The sequence below is a fragment of the Streptomyces luteolus genome, from assembly GCF_029968015.1.
Classification (GTDB): domain Bacteria; phylum Actinomycetota; class Actinomycetes; order Streptomycetales; family Streptomycetaceae; genus Streptomyces; species Streptomyces luteolus.
The window spans coordinates 1-16,871 of sequence record NZ_JASCIS010000080.1 but is presented as its reverse complement, the minus strand read 5'-3'; the positions used below and the strand labels follow the sequence as shown (position 1 = coordinate 16,871).

At 71.6% G+C, this 16,871-nt stretch carries 17 protein-coding genes and 1 pseudogene; 12 read left to right on the top strand and 6 right to left on the bottom strand.

The window, feature by feature from the left end:
• Window positions 1-357, top strand: a pseudogene (locus QIT00_RS37895) (hypothetical protein); the annotation flags it as partial.
• Between the two features lie 13 nt (window positions 358-370).
• Window positions 371-619, top strand: coding sequence for a hypothetical protein (locus QIT00_RS37890; RefSeq protein ID WP_282540055.1), 249 nt, complete (start codon window positions 371-373; stop codon window positions 617-619).
• A gap of 61 nt (window positions 620-680) precedes the next feature.
• Here the strand turns inward: QIT00_RS37890 and QIT00_RS37885 are convergent, their stop codons facing one another.
• On the bottom strand, window positions 681-1,955 hold the full coding sequence (locus QIT00_RS37885) for an amidohydrolase family protein (protein WP_282540054.1): 1,275 nt from the start codon (window positions 1,953-1,955) through the stop codon (window positions 681-683).
• 324 nt (window positions 1,956-2,279) lie between these two features.
• On the opposite strand from QIT00_RS37885, the gene QIT00_RS37880 reads away from it, so the two are divergent.
• Window positions 2,280-5,213, top strand: coding sequence for an AfsR/SARP family transcriptional regulator (locus QIT00_RS37880; RefSeq protein WP_282540053.1), 2,934 nt, complete (start codon window positions 2,280-2,282; stop codon window positions 5,211-5,213).
• Between the two features lie 209 nt (window positions 5,214-5,422).
• Window positions 5,423-5,593, top strand: coding sequence for a sigma-like protein (locus QIT00_RS37875; RefSeq protein ID WP_282540052.1), 171 nt, complete (start codon window positions 5,423-5,425; stop codon window positions 5,591-5,593).
• Between the two features lie 113 nt (window positions 5,594-5,706).
• Here QIT00_RS37875 and QIT00_RS37870 read toward each other — a convergent pair whose 3' ends face one another.
• Window positions 5,707-6,225: an ATP-binding protein gene (locus QIT00_RS37870; RefSeq protein ID WP_282540051.1), complete on the bottom strand. Its 519-nt coding sequence runs from the start codon at window positions 6,223-6,225 to the stop codon at window positions 5,707-5,709.
• Window positions 6,226-6,501: 276 nt separating this feature from the next.
• Here QIT00_RS37870 and QIT00_RS37865 point away from each other — a divergent pair, with 276 nt between their 5' ends.
• The 3 genes from QIT00_RS37865 (at window position 6,502) to QIT00_RS37855 (ending at window position 7,816) form a co-directional block, all read left to right on the top strand.
• Window positions 6,502-7,353, top strand: a complete 852-nt coding sequence (locus QIT00_RS37865) for a helix-turn-helix domain-containing protein (RefSeq protein ID WP_282540050.1) — start codon at window positions 6,502-6,504, stop codon at window positions 7,351-7,353.
• Between the two features lie 10 nt (window positions 7,354-7,363).
• Complete coding sequence (locus QIT00_RS37860; RefSeq protein ID WP_282540049.1) at window positions 7,364-7,555, top strand: hypothetical protein; 192 nt, start codon at window positions 7,364-7,366, stop codon at window positions 7,553-7,555.
• Between the two features lie 69 nt (window positions 7,556-7,624).
• Window positions 7,625-7,816, top strand: coding sequence for a hypothetical protein (locus QIT00_RS37855; protein WP_282540048.1), 192 nt, complete (start codon window positions 7,625-7,627; stop codon window positions 7,814-7,816).
• Between the two features lie 19 nt (window positions 7,817-7,835).
• Here the strand turns inward: QIT00_RS37855 and QIT00_RS37850 are convergent, their stop codons facing one another.
• Window positions 7,836-8,930 (bottom strand): baeRF3 domain-containing protein, encoded by a 1,095-nt coding sequence (locus QIT00_RS37850; RefSeq protein ID WP_282540047.1) that lies wholly within the window; start codon window positions 8,928-8,930, stop codon window positions 7,836-7,838.
• 182 nt (window positions 8,931-9,112) lie between these two features.
• Between QIT00_RS37850 and QIT00_RS37845 the strand changes: the two genes are divergently transcribed.
• The gene (locus QIT00_RS37845) at window positions 9,113-9,628 is read left to right on the top strand and encodes a pyridoxamine 5'-phosphate oxidase family protein (RefSeq protein ID WP_282540046.1); all 516 of its coding nucleotides are present in this window, start codon (window positions 9,113-9,115) and stop codon (window positions 9,626-9,628) included.
• 29 nt (window positions 9,629-9,657) lie between these two features.
• On the opposite strand, the gene QIT00_RS37840 is transcribed toward QIT00_RS37845, so the two are convergent.
• The gene (locus tag QIT00_RS37840; RefSeq protein ID WP_282540045.1) at window positions 9,658-11,283 is read right to left on the bottom strand and encodes a FadD3 family acyl-CoA ligase; all 1,626 of its coding nucleotides are present in this window, start codon (window positions 11,281-11,283) and stop codon (window positions 9,658-9,660) included.
• A gap of 166 nt (window positions 11,284-11,449) precedes the next feature.
• Here QIT00_RS37840 and QIT00_RS37835 point away from each other — a divergent pair, with 166 nt between their 5' ends.
• From QIT00_RS37835 to QIT00_RS37825, 3 genes are all read left to right on the top strand, one after another.
• Window positions 11,450-12,604: a lipid-transfer protein gene (locus tag QIT00_RS37835; RefSeq protein ID WP_282540044.1), complete on the top strand. Its 1,155-nt coding sequence runs from the start codon at window positions 11,450-11,452 to the stop codon at window positions 12,602-12,604.
• A gap of 92 nt (window positions 12,605-12,696) precedes the next feature.
• On the top strand, window positions 12,697-13,155 hold the full coding sequence (locus tag QIT00_RS37830; protein ID WP_282540043.1) for a Zn-ribbon domain-containing OB-fold protein: 459 nt from the start codon (window positions 12,697-12,699) through the stop codon (window positions 13,153-13,155).
• On the top strand, window positions 13,152-13,931 hold the full coding sequence (locus tag QIT00_RS37825) for an enoyl-CoA hydratase/isomerase family protein (RefSeq protein WP_282540042.1): 780 nt from the start codon (window positions 13,152-13,154) through the stop codon (window positions 13,929-13,931). Before QIT00_RS37830 ends, QIT00_RS37825 begins: the two co-directional genes overlap by 4 nt.
• Window positions 13,932-13,950: 19 nt before the next feature.
• Here the strand turns inward: QIT00_RS37825 and QIT00_RS37820 are convergent, their stop codons facing one another.
• Window positions 13,951-14,490 carry a hypothetical protein gene (locus QIT00_RS37820; RefSeq protein WP_282540041.1) on the bottom strand — a complete coding sequence of 180 codons (540 nt, stop codon included), beginning with the start codon at window positions 14,488-14,490 and terminating at the stop codon, window positions 13,951-13,953.
• A 319-nt stretch (window positions 14,491-14,809) separates the two neighbouring features.
• On the opposite strand from QIT00_RS37820, the gene QIT00_RS37815 reads away from it, so the two are divergent.
• The gene (locus QIT00_RS37815) at window positions 14,810-15,538 is read left to right on the top strand and encodes a hypothetical protein (protein WP_282540040.1); all 729 of its coding nucleotides are present in this window, start codon (window positions 14,810-14,812) and stop codon (window positions 15,536-15,538) included.
• On the opposite strand, the gene QIT00_RS37810 is transcribed toward QIT00_RS37815, so the two are convergent.
• Window positions 15,513-16,871, bottom strand: a 1,359-nt coding sequence (locus QIT00_RS37810) for an outer membrane protein assembly factor BamB family protein (RefSeq protein ID WP_282540039.1), incomplete at its 5' end; no start/stop codon positions are given. The genes QIT00_RS37815 and QIT00_RS37810 overlap by 26 nt on opposite strands.

Below are 16,871 nucleotides of genomic sequence, written 5' to 3'. Positions count from 1 at the left end.
AGTCCTGGCCGACACCTGAAAAGTCTCGAAGACGAAGAGAACGCACAAATCTTCGCCGAACTCACCGAACTCGGCCTGGGCGACAGCCAAGGCGCCGAAATCTGGAGGCACCTGATGACCGTTCCCACGTCGTTCTTCCGCTCCAAGACGTCGCAGCGGCTGCGCACGGAGGCCCGCGCGGAAAACCGCGCAGAGGACATCCTCCGCCTCCTCGACCGGCGGTCCATCGACGTCACCCCCGAAGCCCGCGACCGCATCACCAACTGCCACGACCTGGACGTCCTGGGCGACTGGCTGGACCGCACCCTCACCGCCACCGTCGTCGACGATCTCTTCGACGACGCCGTCGAAGACTGAGAGGCGAGACACGATGGTCGTGCCCCTTTCGTACTTCCGCTCCAAGACCTCCCAGCGATTGCGCGAGGCGGGCCGCATGGAAGCCCACGCGGACGTCCGCGCGCTGACGATCCTCCGCATCCTCGACCGGAAGGCCATCCTCAACCTTCCTGCACACGAGCGCATCGTCAGCTGCCACGACAGAGACATCCTGGACAAGTGGCTGGACCGCGCCATCACCGCCACCAGCCTCGACGACCTCTTCCACGACACCGAGAGCTGATCAAGCCCCACGGGCGGGACTCCAGCCGCCCCGCCCGTGGTCCCACCCGGGTGGGGCACCCCTACCGAGAAGCGGAAGGGGAGGGGGAAGGGGAGGAGGGAGCCGGGGCCGACGGCCCCCACAACCCGTCGTCCGTGAGCCCGAGGAGCTCGATCGCGTTGCCCCGCACCAGCCGCTCCACCACGTCCGGCGCCAGGTGCCCCATCTGCGACTCCCCCACCTCCTTCGACTTCGGCCACGTCGAATCGGAGTGCGGGTAGTCCGTCTCGTACAGGACGTTCCCCACTCCGACGGAGTCGAGGTTCCGCAGCCCGAACGCGTCGTCGAAGAAGCAGCCGTAGACGTGGTCCGCGAAGAGTTCGGACGGCGGGCGCGTGACCTTGTCGGCGACGCCGCCCCAGGCGCGGTTCTCCTCCCAGACGACGTCCGCGCGCTCCAGGATGTACGGGATCCAGCCGATCTGGCCCTCCGCGTACATGATCCTCAGGTTGGGGAAGCGCTCGAACTTGCCGCTCATCAGCCAGTCGACCATCGAGAAGCAGCAGTTGGCGAAGGTGATCGTGGAGCCGACGGCGGGCGGCGCGTCCGCGGAGGTGGACGGCATCTTCGACGACGAGCCGATGTGCATCGCGACGACCGTGCCGGTCTCGTCGCAGGCCCGCAGGAAGGGGTCCCACTCGTCGGTGTGGATGGACGGCAGGCCCAGGTGCGGCGGGATCTCCGAGAAGGCCACCGCCCGTACGCCGCGCGCGGCGTTCCTGCGTACCTCCGCCGCCGCGAGCTCCGCGTCCCAGAGGGGGATCAGGGTGAGCGGGATCAGCCTGCCCCGCGCCTGCGGGCCGCACCACTCCTCCACCATCCAGTCGTTGTACGCGCGCACTCCGAGCAGTCCGAGTTCGCGGTCCTTCGCCTCGGTGAAGGTCTGGCCGCAGAAGCGCGGGAAGGTGGGGAAGCAGACCGCCGACTGGACATGGTTCACGTCCATGTCCGCGAGCCGGGCCGTGACGTCGTACGACCCCGGGCGCATCTGCTCGTACGTGATCACCTCCAGCTTGATCTCGTCCCTGTCGTAGCCGACGGCCGTGTCGAGGCGGGTGAGGGGGCGGTGCAGATCCTCGTACACCCACCAGTCGCCTATCGGCCCGTCGTCGCCCTTCTCGCCCATGACCGGCGCGAACTTGCCGCCCATGAAGGTCATTTCCTTCAGGGGCGCGCGCACGATGCGCGGGCCGATGTCGTGGTACTTCGACGGGAGCCGGTCCCGCCAGACGTGGGGGGGCTCCACCGTGTGGTCGTCCACCGAGATGATCTTCGGGAAGGTCTCCTGGGTCTCCATGTACGTCACGGTAGCGCTGATCTGACGAACCGTCAGCTAGTCCGTCAGTCCGTCAGTCAGTCCGTCAGTCAGTCCGTCATCCAGTCCGTCAGCCAGTCCGTCAGCCAGTAGTGCGGACCGGAACGGGAGCGGGGGCGGAGAGTCGGCCTGAAAGCCGCGGGCGCCCCCTGGTGCGGACCGACCAGAACCGGCCACGCCAGGGCCGCACCGCACGTCCGCGTTGCGAGGACCCTGTGAGAGCTGTCCCGGGCGGCTGACGCAACGGCCCTGGACAAGGCAGACTGGCGGGGGCAAATTCCAGTACTCGGACCGGGTGGGACAACGATGGACGGTGTACCGCGCGTACCCGGGCAGCGCCGCCCGGAGGCACAGCCGCTGCGCTTCAGCGTGCTCGGACCGGTCCGCGCCTGGCGCGGCTCGGAGCCGCTGGCCACCGGATCTCCACAGCAGCGCGCCCTGCTCGTGGCCCTGCTCCTGCGCGGCGGCCGCACCGCCACCGCCGCCGAACTCATCGACGCGATCTGGGGCGACGAACCCCCGTCGCAGGCCCTGGCCGCCGTCCGTACGTACGCGTCGCGCCTGCGCAAGGCACTCCCCGGCGTCCTCGCCAGCGAGTCCGGCGGGTACGCGATCCGGCTCCCGGCCTCCGGCGGATCCCTGGACCTGGCACTCGCCGAGGAGCTGTGGGCCGACGCCGAGAAGGCGCGCGGCGCGGCCGACCTCTGCCAGGCCCGCTCCCTGATCAACAAGGCGCTCAGCCTCTGGGACGGGGAGCCGCTCGCCAACGTCCCCGGCCCGTACGCCGACACCCAGCGGGTCCGCCTCGAGGAGTGGCGCCTCCAGCTCGTCGAGACCCGGCTCGACATGGACCTGGAGCAGGGCTGCCACGCCGAGGCCGTCTCCGAGCTGACGGCCCTGACGGCCGCGCACCCGCTGCGCGAGCGCCTGCGCGAACTCCTGATGCTCGCCCTCTACCGCTCCGGCCGCCAGGCCGAGGCCCTCGCGGTGTACGCGGACACGCGCCGCCTCCTCGCCGACGAGCTGGGCGTCGACCCGCGCCCCGGTCTGTCCGAGCTGCAGCAGCGGATCCTGCAGGCCGACCCGGGCCTCGCCGAGCCGTCCGCCGCCCCTTCGGAACCCGCCTCCGCCCCGGTCCGCCCCGCCCAACTCCCGGCCACAGTCCCGGACTTCACGGGCCGCTCCACATTCGTATCGGAACTCAGCGAGGTCCTCTCCTCCGCCGAGGGCCGGGTGATGGCGGTCTCGGCGCTCGCGGGCATCGGCGGCGTCGGCAAGACCACGCTCGCGGTGCATGTCGCGCACGCGGCCCGTATCCAGTTCCCGGACGGCCAGCTCTACGTCGACCTCCAGGGCGCGGGCGCGCGCGCCGCCGAGCCGGAGACGGTCCTCGGCGCGTTCCTGCGCGCGCTCGGCACGGCGGACTCCGCGATCCCGGACACCCTTGAGGAGCGCGCGGCACTGTACCGCTCACTCCTCGACGGCCGCCGCGTCCTGGTACTCCTCGACAACGCCCGCGACGCGGCCCAGGTCAGGCCCCTCCTTCCCGGCACGGAGGGCTGCGCGGCCCTGATCACCTCGCGGGTGCGGATGGTCGACCTGGCGGGGGCGCATCTGGTCGACCTGGACGTGATGTCGCCGGAGGAGGCGCTGCAGCTCTTCACGCGCATCGTCGGCGAGGAGCGGGTCGCGTCCGAGCGGAAGGCGGCCCTGGACGTGGTGGCGGCCTGCGGCTTCCTGCCCCTCGCCATCCGCATCGCGGCGTCCCGCCTCGCCTCCCGTCGTACGTGGACGGTCTCGACCCTCGCCGCCAAGCTCGCCGACGAACGCCGCCGCCTGGACGAACTGCAGGCCGGCGACCTGGCCGTCAAGGCGACCTTCGAACTCGGTTACGGCCAGCTGGAACCGGCCCAGGCCCGCGCCTTCCGCCTGCTCGGCCTGGCGGACGGCCCGGACCTGTCGCTGGCCGCGGCGGCGGCGATGCTCGACCTGCCGGTCGAGGACACGGAGGACCTCCTGGAGGCCCTGGTCGACACGTCCCTCCTGGAGTCGGCGGCCCCGGGCCGCTACCGCTACCACGACCTGGTCCGGCTCTACGCGCGTGCGTGCGCGGAGCGGGATGAGCAGCCGCCGAGCGAGCGGGAGTTGGCGCTTTCGCGACTCCTTGACTTCTATCTGTCGACGGCCACACAGGTGTACGCGCTGGAGCGGCCGGGCGACCGCACGGTCGACCACCTGGAGCGCACCACGTACCCGGGCCTGACGTTCGGCGACAACTCCCAGGCCGTGGACTGGCTGCACAACGAAGCCGACTGCATCCTCGCCTGCGTACAGCAGTCCCTGACCGTCGGCTCGCTGCGCCGGGGCGTCGACCTGCTCATGGCGGCCAAGGACCTCGCCGAGTCAGGCGCCAGCTCCCGGCGGTACGAGATCGCCACGATCGCCGCGTGCGACGCCGCCAGCGCCGCCAAGGACCTGCACTCGGAGGGCCGAGCACGCACCACGCTCACCCAGGTGCACAGCCGAGCGGGCCGCTTCGACGAGGCGGACGCCGAGGCGGAGCGGGCCACGGAGCTGGGCCGGGTCGCGGAGGACCCTTGGACCAGCGGGAACGCGCCCAACGAGCGCGGCATCATCGCGATCTACCGCAAGCAGCACACCGAGGGCGAAGCCCACCTTCAAGAAGCCATCCGCGCCTTCCGCGCGGACGGCAACGAGCCGGGCGAGGCCAGCGCCCTGTGCAACCTGTCCCGCATCCTCGTCGCGATGGGCCGTACGAGCCAGGCCGTCGACCTGGCCCGGCAGGGCATCGGCATCTACGACAAGCTGGGCCTGACGGTCCGCCTCGCGAACGGGCTTCTCGCCCTCGGGATCGCCCTGACCAAGGCAGGACGGCAGCCGGAGGCCCTCGGCCACCTCTCCGACGCACTGGGCATCTTCACGGAGAACCGGCAGCGCCTGTGGGAGGGCACCACGCACTTCCGCATCGCAGAGGCCCACCTCTCCGCCCACCGTCCCGCTCAGGCCGCCCAGCACGCCGAACAGGGCCTGGCCCTCGGGTGCATCGGTGGCGAGTGGGCGCAGGGCAACGTCCTCACGGTGCTGGGCTGCGCCCTGTCCGAACTGGGCCAGGCGGACCGCGCGAAGGCCTGCTGGCGCGAGGCCCTCTCGATCTACGAGCAGTCGGGCTCACCCGAGGCGGAAGTGGTGCGGCGCCTCCTCACGCCCGTCGCGGCCTGACCGAGGGCCGCGGCTGACGCGTTCATCATTCGTTTATCGCCGTACGGCATCGTCTTCCCCGTCGAACCGTCGCCTCGGGGGGCAGACGGCTTGGCCCGGAGTCGCCCCGTTAGGGTGAACGACTCCAAATGCGCCCGTCCGGCGGCCCTCGGGGGAGCTGCCGGGCGGGCATTGCCACCAACAAAGTCGCTCTAACAGGGGAGTTCACCATGAGCGAGAACAAGCCCGCCAAGAAGAAGTCCGACATCACGACGCAGGACAGCCACGCGGGCAGCGAGCCCGTGGACGGCATCACGACCAAGGACAGCCACGCGGGCAGCGAGCCCGCGGGCGGCTTCACCACGCAGGACAGCCACGCCGGCAGCGAGCCCGCGAAGTAGTCCTGCTCCCACGGGGATCGGCCGCGACGGCGCGGAGGGGGAGCCGTCGCGGCCGAGGCATGCCCGCGGCTTCTCGGCCAACCTCTTGATTTCGTGCCACTGAGGTCAGACGGCTACTGCCCCTGCGGCGGCTGATGACCTGTACACGCCGAGGGCAAAGGCAGATGCGCCCACATGCGCGTACCGCCCCCTGGCTCCCGGGACTCCCCGAAGCCCCACTCGCCACCACACGCCCGTACGACACAGGCCAGCAGCCGCAGTGCCGACCTCCGTCGACCGTCGCACGCGGCGGCCAGGCGGGCGTTGGTGTGGCGTGGGTGGCCGTCGTAGACCGTGACGCGGATGGTGTCGCCGCCGTGGCGCAGAGATACGTAGATCTCGGCGCCCGCGCTGAACCGGCATGCGCAGGCCGTGAGTTCGCCGACCGCCTGGAGGGCAGTGTCGGCCGCCTCGTCAAGCCCATGAGCCCGCAACATCGAGCGGGCCGCGGCGCGCGCGATCGCCGGGCTGGTGAGCGAGGCGGGCAGGGTCAGGCTGTACGCGAGCTCGTCGGGCGCGGGCGGCGCTACGGTGGAGGGTTCATCGGTGTGCGGCGAGATGCAGGCGCCCGCGAAGGTGGCGGTCCTGAGCATGGGGACTCCCTTGTGCGGTAGGGGTGTTGACGTCGTACGTCGCAACGAGGGCGGTGGCCTGTCTCCCTGGCGCGGGCTGCCCCTCCCAGGGATGGAGCTGCGGGCAGGCTCGCGCGATGCACTTCCGCCCACGGACTTGCGTGAGCGTTGCGTTACTCAACGTAGGGAGTTGAGGGGTACCGTGTCTATCGCTTCGGGGATATTTACCCCCGTCGAGGTTGGACCACCCCTCCCCTTCGGGGCAGACTGAACGCCACCGCACACGGAGGGGGCGTCATGGGGACCAGGTCCATGCCGACGGAGCGCCAGAAGAGGATCGGTGCCGAGCTGCGCAAGATGCGACTGGCAGCCGGGGTCACCACTGAGCATGCGGCAGCCCTCCTCGGCATCGACCGGCCGAGGCTCGCCAACATGGAGTCGGGCGTCCGCCCCATCTCGGAGGAGCGGATCCGGACACTGGCCGCCAACTACGCCTGCACCGAAGAGCGTTACGTCGAGGCTCTCGCCACCATGGCGTCCGGCAGGGAGCGCGGCTGGTGGGAGAAGCACCGAGGCACGCTGTCTGCCGGACTTCTGGACATCGCCGAGCTGGAGTGGCACGCGCGGCGCGTACGCACAGCCCAGGTCATGCACGCACCCGGCCTTCTCCAGACGGAGGAATACGCGCGTGCGGTCTTCAACGCCGTGCTCCCACCGCTCTCCCGCCTCGAAGTCGAACTGCGCGTCGCCCACCGCATGGACCGGCAGCGGGTGCTCGCCCGCCCGGAACCGCTGGCCTACGCGGCCTACGTCCACGAAAGTGCCCTGCTCATGCGGTTCGGCGGCGCCGAGGTGACGCGTCGGCAGCTCAAGCACCTGTGCGCGGAGTCCGAGCGGAGCAACGTGGACGTACGGGTCGTCCCGCTCGACGCCGACGGCTTTCCCGGTGCCGGACACGCGCTCCTGTACGCCGATGGATCAACACCGCAACTGGACACCGTGCAACTGGACTCCGCCCACGGCCCCGAGTTCACGCACGCCGAAGCCCAACTCGCGAAGTACCGCGCGCACTTGGAGTGGATGGAGCGAGCCGCACTCTCCTCCGCCGCCTCCCGCGACCTCATCCACAAGACCGCCCGCTCACTCTGAGGAATGCACCGTGACGCACATCAACTGGGAAGAACCCTTCTGCGGCGAAGGCAACAACTGCTTCCGCCTAGGCACAGACACCCAAGGCAACGCCTACATAGCCGTCGCAGGCCAGGAGGACCACCCCCTCACCGACACCCGCGAAGCCCTCCGCACCCTGATCCGCGACATCAAGGCGGGCAAGGCCGACCACCTGCTCTGAAGGCCACGCCGCGGCAGCGGAAGTACCGTACCCAAACTGAACGCCCCCGCGACCTCTAGGAGTCGAAGAGTGCCCGCCATCGACTGGGATGAGCCCTTCTGCGGCGAAGGAGCCAACTGCTTCCGCCTAGGCACAGACACTCAAGGCAACGCCTACATAGCCGTCGCAGGCCAGGAGGACCACCCCCTCACCGACACCCGCGAAGCCCTCCGCACCCTGATCCGCGACATCAAGGCGGGCAAGGCCGACCACCTGCTCTGAGGCGCACCAGCACCGCACCTTAGTACCGCAACGCCGCCGCCACCCGCCCCCCGTCGGCCAGCGACTCGTCCGGTACGAACTGCACCTCGCCGCCCGCCTCCAGGACGCTCTCCACGAGGTCGTCCACGATGTCCTCGATCGCGTCGGCGTCGTCGTCCTCGGCCGGGATCAGGTGGCCCTCGCCCGCGCGGACCGTCGCGCGGAAGTGCTCCTCCACGACGAGGAGTTCGACGCGGCCGCTGGTCGCCGCTTCCCACACCTCGTCCAGGCCCGCCGCGTACGCCTTGTGGCCGCGCGCCGCGTCCAGGGAGGCGTGGGCCGCGGTGACGGCGCGTTCCGCGCGCTCGGTGCGGGCCGGGGCGACGGCTCGTGCGACCGCGTCGGCGGGGCCGTGCGCCAGGCCTCCGTGCGGGATCTGCTCGGCGTCGCGCGCGGCCTGCCCGACCTCGCCGAGCAGGGTGATCGCCGCGGGCTCCCCCGCGACGTACAGCGGGCGGGGCTCCGCGGCCAGGGCCTGGGCGAGCGCGGTATCGGCGTCGCGGAAGAACTGCCGGGCCTGCTCGTCCCGGTACGTGCTGGGTACGTCGCCGATCTGTTCCTTCCGCTCGACGTCCGGGTCGTCGAGGCTCCGGGTCAGCGGGAAGTCGTGCTCGTCGTCCTCGGCGACGTCCTCGCCCTGGCCGGACCACAGGGCGATCCGGTCGGCGGCGACGGTGAGGACCCAGTACGGGCGTAGCGCGGCGTCGGACGCCACCAGGTTGCGGGTGAGGAAGGTGTCGGAGAGGACCACGCGCTCGGGCACGCTCCGGCACACCGTCCACGTCTGCTGCTCCCCCGGCGCCGCGAGGATCACGAGCCCTTCGCGCGCACGGGCGGGGTCGAACTCCTCCACGGCGCTGCGCAGCTGCCGCGCCACGTCGTCCGCGTGTTCCCGGGTGACCGCCGGGTCCTCCTCCAGTTTGCGCAGGGCCTCGGTGACCAGGTTGTTCAGACGGATGGCGTTCTGGTCGCTGTCGGGCCGGGTCCTGTGGGTGGGGAGTGCCACGGACACCGCCGGGTATGGGCGCGGTTTGCGCAGGTCGGCGAGGAGAGCGGGCGTGAGGGACGGCTGCATGGGGGTCTGCCTTCCGGACATCGGCATCAGCGACTGCGCCGGCCTCGACATGGCACGCGGCGAGCACGGCACGCACCCCATGCTCGCGCCCGCCGCTCGGGCCCGCATGTGGAGCGGCACCGCCTCCGCGGGATGGCCCGGCCCAGGTGGCAGCCCGGCGTCCCAGACGCCTACCGTGAAGCGTGGAAGCCCTACCCGCCCCCGTCGCCGAGCCGCCCATCCTCTTCGGCGTGCAGATGCCCGCTGACGACGAGCTGCTGCCCTGGGCCGCGGCGGTCGAGCGGCTGATCGAGGCGCGCACGTACTGGATCGCGTCGACGCGCCCCGACGGCCGACCGCACACGCGCCCCGTCTGGGGGGTGTGGCTGGAGGACGGCTTCTGGTTCAGCACGGGCTCGCTCGCCCGGACGAACCTTCCCGGCAACCCGGAGATCACCGTCCACCTGGACACGGGCGACCGTCCGCTGATCGTCGAGGGCACGGCGCAACAGGTCACGGACGCGACGGACCTGGCCCGGTTCGTGGCCGCGTACAACCCGAAGTACGACTGGGACGTCGCGGTGTCCGACGACGGTCAGGTGGTCGACGGCTCCGGCGCCGCAGGCCCCGCGTTCCGCGTCCGCCCACGCGTCGTCCTCGGCTGGGAGACAAACATGCGCGCGCCTACCCGGTGGCGGTTTCCCTCAGCCGCGCCCTAGATGCGCCCTAGATGCGCCCTAGACGCGCCCTAGCTGAACTGACCCGCCGAGAGCCCCCGCAACTCCCCCTTCACCACCTTCCCGCTCGCGTTCCGAGGCAGCGCGCCCACGAACTCCACCGCGCGCGGCACCTTGTAGTTCGCCATCTCGCGGCGGGACCAGGCGATCAGGTCGTCGGCCGTGGCGAGCGCGCCCGGGCGGCGTACCACGTACGCCTTGCCGACCTCGCCCAGTCTCGAATCCGGTACGCCGATGACGGCGACGTCGGCCACGTCCGGGTGCAGGCCGAGGAGTTGCTCTATTTCCGCCGGGTACGCGTTGAAGCCGCCGACGATGAACATGTCCTTGATGCGGTCGGTGATGCGCAGGTTGCCCGCCGCGTCCAGGACGCCCACGTCGCCCGTGTGCAGCCAGCCGTCCGAGGTGATCGACTTCTTCGTCTCCTGCGGGTCCTCGAAGTAGCCGCTCATCACGTTGTGGCCGCGGACCAGGACCTCGCCGGGCCGGCCGGGCGGCAGCGGGTCGCCCGCCGGGGAGACGACGCGTACCTCCGTGCCGGGGATCGCCCGGCCCGAGGTCTGAGCGATGACCTCCGCCGGGTCGCCCCTGCGGCACATCGTCACGACGCCGCTCGCCTCGGAGAGCCCGTACGCCGTGAGGACCGTGCCGATGTGGAGTTCGGCGCGCAGACGTTCCACCAGCCGGAGCGGGACGACCGCCGCGCCCGTCACCACGAGCCGCAGGGCCGAGAGGTCGTGCGCGCCGCGCGCCGGGTGGTCGAGGAGCGACTGGTGCAGGGTCGGCGGGCCGGGCAGGACCGAGATGCGTTCCGCGGCGATGTTGGCGAGGACCGTGTCCACGTTGAACACCGGCTGCGGCACCATCGTCGCGCCGCGCATCAGGCAGGCGATGATGCCCGCCTTGTAGCCGAAGGTGTGGAAGAACGGGTTGACGATGAGGTAGCGGTCGCCCTCGCGCAGCCCGGCCAGCTCGCTCCAGATGTCGTAGCAGCGCAGCGTCTGCGCGTGCGTGATGACCGCGCCCTTGGGGCGGCCCGTGGTGCCGGACGTGAAGATGATGTCGGAGGGGGACGACGGCTGCACGGCACGCGCCCGCTCGGCGACCTCGTCCGCGCTCACCTCCGCCCCGCTCGCCAGGAAGTCCTTCCACGTACGGAAGTTCTCCGGGGCGTCGTCCGCGAGGACCACCACCTGCTCCAGGTGCGGCAGGGCGGGCAGCGGACCCGTGCCCGTGCCCTCCGTCGTCGCGCGGCGCAGCGAGGCCACGTACGACGTGCCGAGGAACGTGCCCGTGATGAACAGCAGCTTCGCGCGCGACCGCTCCAGTACGTACGCCGCCTCCGTGCCCTTGAAGCGGGTGTTGAGCGGGACCAGGACCGCGCCGGCCGTGACGGCGCCGAGGGCCGAGACGATCCAGTCGAGGGTGTTGGGCGCCCAGACCGCGACCCGGTCGCCGGGTTCGACGCCGTTCGCCACGCAGGCGGCCGCGGCGTGCTCGACGCGTGCGCCGAGTTCCGCGTACGTGATCCGGGTGCGGCCCTCGACGACCGCCTCCCGCTCCGCGTACCGCCGCGCCGCCGCCCGCACCAGCTCCGGAACCGTGCCTCCGGTGCTCCACCCGTCGTCGCCGCGCATCGCAAGCCTCCAAGGAAGTAGCAAGCAAGTAGCAAGTAGGAAGTAGGAAGTAGCAAGGAAGTAGCCGCATACAGCCGCGCACTCGTAGCTGACTATCCGTCAGATTAGCTGTAGCCTTCGCGGCTGTCAGCACTGAGGCAGCCGCCCGCAACGCACGGAGGTGATGATGGCGTCGTCGAGTCTCAAGGACGCTACAGCGATCGTCGGGATAGGCCAGACCCCCTTCGCCAAGCAACTCCCCCAATCCGAGAAGACCCTGGCGGCCCGCGCCATCGTCGCCGCCCTCGACGACGCCGGGATCGCCCCGTCGGAGGTCGACGCCTTCGCCTCGTACACGATGGAGGAGACCGACGAGGTCGAGATAGCCAAGGCCGTCGGCGCCGGTGACGTCACCTTCTTCAGCAAGGTCGGGTTCGGCGGCGGCGGCTCCTGCGCAACGATCGCGCACCTCGCCGCGGCCGTCGCCACCGGCCAGGCGAACGTGGGCGTGGCCTGGCGCTCCCGCAAGCGCGGCTCAGGGCCGCGCCCCTGGAAGAACACCACCGCCCAACTCCCCACGCCCGCCCAGTGGACCCGCCCCTTCGGCCTCCTTCGCCCCGCCGACGAGATCGGCATGCTGACCCGCCGCTACATGCACGAGTACGGCGCCACCCGCGACCACCTCTTCAACGTCGCCCTCGCCTGCCGCAACCGCGCCAACCAGAACCCGGCCGCGATGATGTACGAGCGCCCCCTGACCCGCGACATGTATATGACCTCGCGCTGGATCAGCGAGCCGCTCTGCCTCTTCGACAACTGCCTGGAGACCGACGGCGCGCTGGCATGCGTGATCGTCTCCGCCGAGCGCGCCCGGGACTGCCGGCGGAAGCCCGTGTACGTGCACTCCGTCGCCCAGGGCCTGCCCGCCCAGCACCACGGGATGGTCAACTACTGGAACGACGACCCGCTCTCCGGGCCCGCCTGGACCGCCGCCCGGCACCTGTGGAAGCAGGCCGACTTCGGACCGCAGGACGTGGACGTGGCGCAGATCTACGACGCGTTCACCCCGCTCATCCCGCTCTCCCTGGAGGGCTACGGCTTCTGCGGCCGAGGCGAGGGCGGCGCGTTCACCGAGGGCGGGGCCCTGGAGATCGGCGGGCGGCTTCCCCTGAACACGGGCGGCGGCGGCCTCAGCGAGGCGTACGTGCACGGCTTCAACCTGATCAACGAGGGCGTGAAGCAACTCCGCGGCACAAGCACCGCCCAAGTCCCGGACGCGGCAACCTGCTTGGTGACAGCGGGCGAGGGAGTGCCGACGTCGGCGGTACTGCTGAGGGCCTGATCAGGGCCGCCCCCGCAGGGGGCGCCCTGCAGGGGCGCGGGGAACTGCGCGACAAGCCACGACGAAACCGGCACCCGGCAAAGGACAGAAACATGGCAGACGCTGCCCGGACCAGTAACCTCCTCACCCCCCACATGGACGACGACGGCAAACCCTTCTGGGACTACGCCGCCAAGGGCGAACTACGCGTACAGGCCTGCGCAAGGCCTGATTGCCAAGAGCTCCGCTTTCCACCACGCCCCTGCTGCCCCCACTGCCAGTCCTTCGACAGCGAATGGCGCCGCATGAGCGGCAAGGGCCGCATCTGGTCGTACGTCCTGCCGCACCCCCCGCTGCTGCCCGCGTACGCGGAACTCGCCCCGTACAACGCGATCGTCGTAGAACTGGCGGACGCGCCGCGGATCCGGCTGGTCGGGAACCTGGTGAGCGAGGCGGGGGCCGCGCCGAACTCGGTGGACCCGGCGAAGCTGCGGATCGGGGCGCGGGTGCAGGTGGTCTTCGGCGAGGTCGGCGGCCAGGTGCTGCCGCAGTGGGTCCTGGAGCGGCCGTGAGCGCCCCCGGACTGCGGGTGGAGCGGGACGAGAAGACGGGGGTCGTCGTCCTCACCCTGGACCGCCCGTCCCGCCACAACGCCATCGACCTCGATACGGCGGCCCAACTCACCGCGAGCTGGCGGGAGTTCAGATACGACGACTCCGTACGGGCGATCGTCCTGACCGGCTCGGGCGACAGGGCCTTCTGCACCGGCATCGACCGCGGCGCGGAGGTCCCGCAGCCGCCCTCGCCGTACTCCATCGACGATCCCCTGCTGGCGATCGGGCCCAAGGCGAACGACCTGTGGAAGCCGGTGATCGCCGCCGTCAACGGCATGGCCTGCGGCGGGGCGTTCTACCTGCTCGGCGAGGCGGAGTTCCTGGTGGCGGACGAGCGCGCCACGTTCTTCGACCCGCACACCACGTACGGCATGGTCAGCGCGTACGAGTCGATCGCGATGGCGCAGCGGATGCCGTTCGGCGAGGTGGCGCGGATGTCGCTGCTCGGGACGGCCGAGCGGATGTCGGCGGCGCGGGCGCACGCGATCGGCCTGGTGAGCGAAGTGGTCCCGGACGGCGGGGCGTTGGCCGCCGCGGTGGAGTGCGCGCGGACCGTCGCCGGGTACCCGCCGGGCGCCGTGGAGGGCACCGTACGGGCGGTGTGGGCGGCGAAGGAGGCGGCGCGCACGCAGGCTCTCGCGCACGCGCCGCACCTCGTCGCGCTCGGCAACCTGCCGCCGGAGCAGCAGGCGGGCCTCTTCGGGGGGCGCGGCGGGGAGTTCCGGCTGCGCTGACCCGCCGGGCCCAACCGCCTTACAGGGACGGCGACTTGATGACCGAGCTGACCTCGCAGCGCCCCTGGAGCGAGGACACGTCGGAGTCGTACACGGTGTCCTCGACGGTGCCCTCGTAGGGCGTGCCCACGGCGACGGCGTCGTGGCTGAAGAACGTGGAGCCGACGCGCGAACCGGACGAGTCGTTGAAGATCATCGTGCCGCTGTAGTCCGCGGAACCGCTGGCGTCACCGTTGGTGATGGTGTACTTCCAGGTGATCCGGGCCTCGGTGGAGCTGACGCCGTTGATCACGCAGTCGGTGATGCGGATGTCCGACTCGGCCGCGGTGGTGGGCCCTGCGGACGGGCTGCTGCCGTAGTCGCCGGTGGACGACTGGTAGTCGTCATCGTCGTCGTAGTCGCTGGAGCCGCCCGAGGTGTAACCGCCGGACGAGCTGGAGCTGGAGCTCGACGAGGAGTTGTCGTCGCAGCCTCCGCCGTCGCCGCCGCGGCGGGCTCCCGTCAGGGCGACCACGACCACGGCGGCCACCGCCACGGCACGTACGTGACGCATCTTCATGTTTTTTACTCCCCCGAAGTGTGTGCATGTGTGCATACGCTGGCGGCGCACTGATGGCGCGCGAAAGGGCCCGTTTCGTTTCTGACGGGCGCACGTCACCTTAGCAGTGGCACTTACACCGTCTTTATACGGCCGTCCGGACGCGCAATCAGCCCTGGGAGCCGGTCCGTTACAAGCCTGTCGATGTGCCGTGCGCGGCTGTTGCGAAGCGGTCCTCCGGGGTCCCCGTCGCCGCCTGGCGCCGGGCGCCTACCGGGCGTAGCGTCGGGACCGAGAGCCCCTTTGCGTGGCTTGGAGGTCACCGATGAGGCGCACGCTGATGCGCACACTGCGTAACGTGATCGGATCGATCCTCGCTCTCGCCGGAGCGACGGCCGCCGTCTGGAGCCCCTTCCGTATCTGGTACGACGGCCGTCACGGGCGGGATTACCGCATCGGCGAGCTCTTCACCGGTACGGGCGTGACGGAGGCCGGGGCGCAGCTGTTCGGCTCGCTCTTCCTGCCCTTCGCGTTCGCGGCCCTGGTCGCGCTGGCCGGGGTCGTGCTGCGCTCACGCCTTCTGGTGGCCGCTTCGGGCCTGCTCGTGCTCGCGTTCACGGTGCTGTGGATGGTCCGCGTGGGCCAGGCCGAGGGCTCGATGAGCGTGGGCGGCGCGGGCGACGGCCTCGCCGCCGGTGCGGGATACGCCCTGGTCGGCGGCGTGGTCCTGCTGCTCGCCGCCCTGGTGATGCCGGGCCGGCGGCGCGGGCGACGCCGCCTGGAACCCGGGCCCAGGCATGCGGCGCCGTACGGCGGCGGCCCGCACGACCCCGGCCCGTACGACGACGGCCCTCACGATCCCGGCCCGCACGACCCCGGCCCGTACGACCGCGGCCCGCATGCCCAGACCCCGTACGCCCCCGATCCCGATCCCCACGGCGACACCGCCCCGTACCCCCGGCCCGGCACCCCGCCGGAGTCCGGGCCCGGCTCCGGGCCTACAGGCTCGGGGCCTCCCGGCTCCGGGCCTCCCGGCTCCGGGCCTACCTCGACGAACCCGTCCCCTTGACCGCGTCCAGGGCGTACACGCAGCGGTCCTTGCTGCACGCGTACACGACGCCCGCCTCCGCGACCGGGGAGCCGGTGATCTCGCCGCCCGTGGCGAGCTTCCAGCGGAGCTGACCGCCGACCGCGTCGAGCGTGTAGAGGCAGTGGTCGGCCGAGCCGAAGTGGATGCGGCCGTCGGCGGCGACCGGGGAACCGACGACCTCGCCGCCCGCCTGGAAGCGCCACTTGGGCGTGCCCGTGACCGCGTCGAGGGTGTAGAGGCCGTTGCCGCTGCCCACGTGGACGTGGCCGCCGGTGACCAGGACCGGCTCGACGGACGAGCGGGACTCGGTCGCGATGCGCCAGCGGTCGCGGCCGTCGGAGGCGTCCACCGCGTACACCGTGCCGAGGTAGTCCGCGAGGTACACGCCGCCGCCGGTCACCGCCGGGCCGGGCGCGAACGCGGGCGGGGAGAGGAAGACGGCCGGGGCCTCGAAGCGCCAGGGCACGTGCCCGCCCTCGATGTCGATGGCCAGCACCCTTGTCCCGGCGGCGACATACACGAACCCGTCCTCGGCGGGCGTGATCCGCACCGGCACCCCGCCGCAGGACGCGGCGTCCCCGACCGGGTACGACCAGCGCTCGGTGCCCGTGCGGGCCTCCAGGGCGCGCAGTCGGCCCTCCTGCCAGACGAAGACCGTGCCGTCATGGATGACCGGACCGGCCTCGGGGGTCTCGAAGTCCGTCTGGACGCCGGTGATCTCCCACAGCTTCTCGCCGTTGGCGGCCTCGACGGCCTGGACGCCCCCGCCCCGGGTCGCGGTGACGACGGTGCCGCGGTCGGCGCGCAGCGCGTACACCCAGGCGTCGGTCTGGCGGCGCCACAGGTCGGTGCCGTCCGTGGCGTCGAGCGCGTACAGGGTGGGGCCGTCGGAGGCGTGGATGCGGCCGTCGGCGACGGCCATCGACCAGGCGACGTCGCGGGTCTTGAACTGCCGCCGCCCGGTGGACACGTCGAGGGCGTGCACCTCGAAGGAGGTGACGTAGACCCGGTCGCCCGCGACGTACGGAGTGCCCCACACATCGTTGGACATCCGGAACCGCCAGGGCCGCCAGGGCGCGTCCGGCTGGTGCTGCGGCGGCACCTCGGGCGCGCGCGGCATGCCGTTGGCCTGGCCCCCGTTACGGGCCGCCTCCTGCGGGTCGGCCGCGGCACCGGCGCCGCCCCGCACCCAGGAGGCGGCGAGGCCGTCCGCGGGCGAGGGCGCCACGGCGGCGGCGCGGGCGTCGGCGACCCGCGGCCCTGGACCGATCGGCACCGGGGCGCCGGGCAGCCGCACCGGACCGGAGTCGGG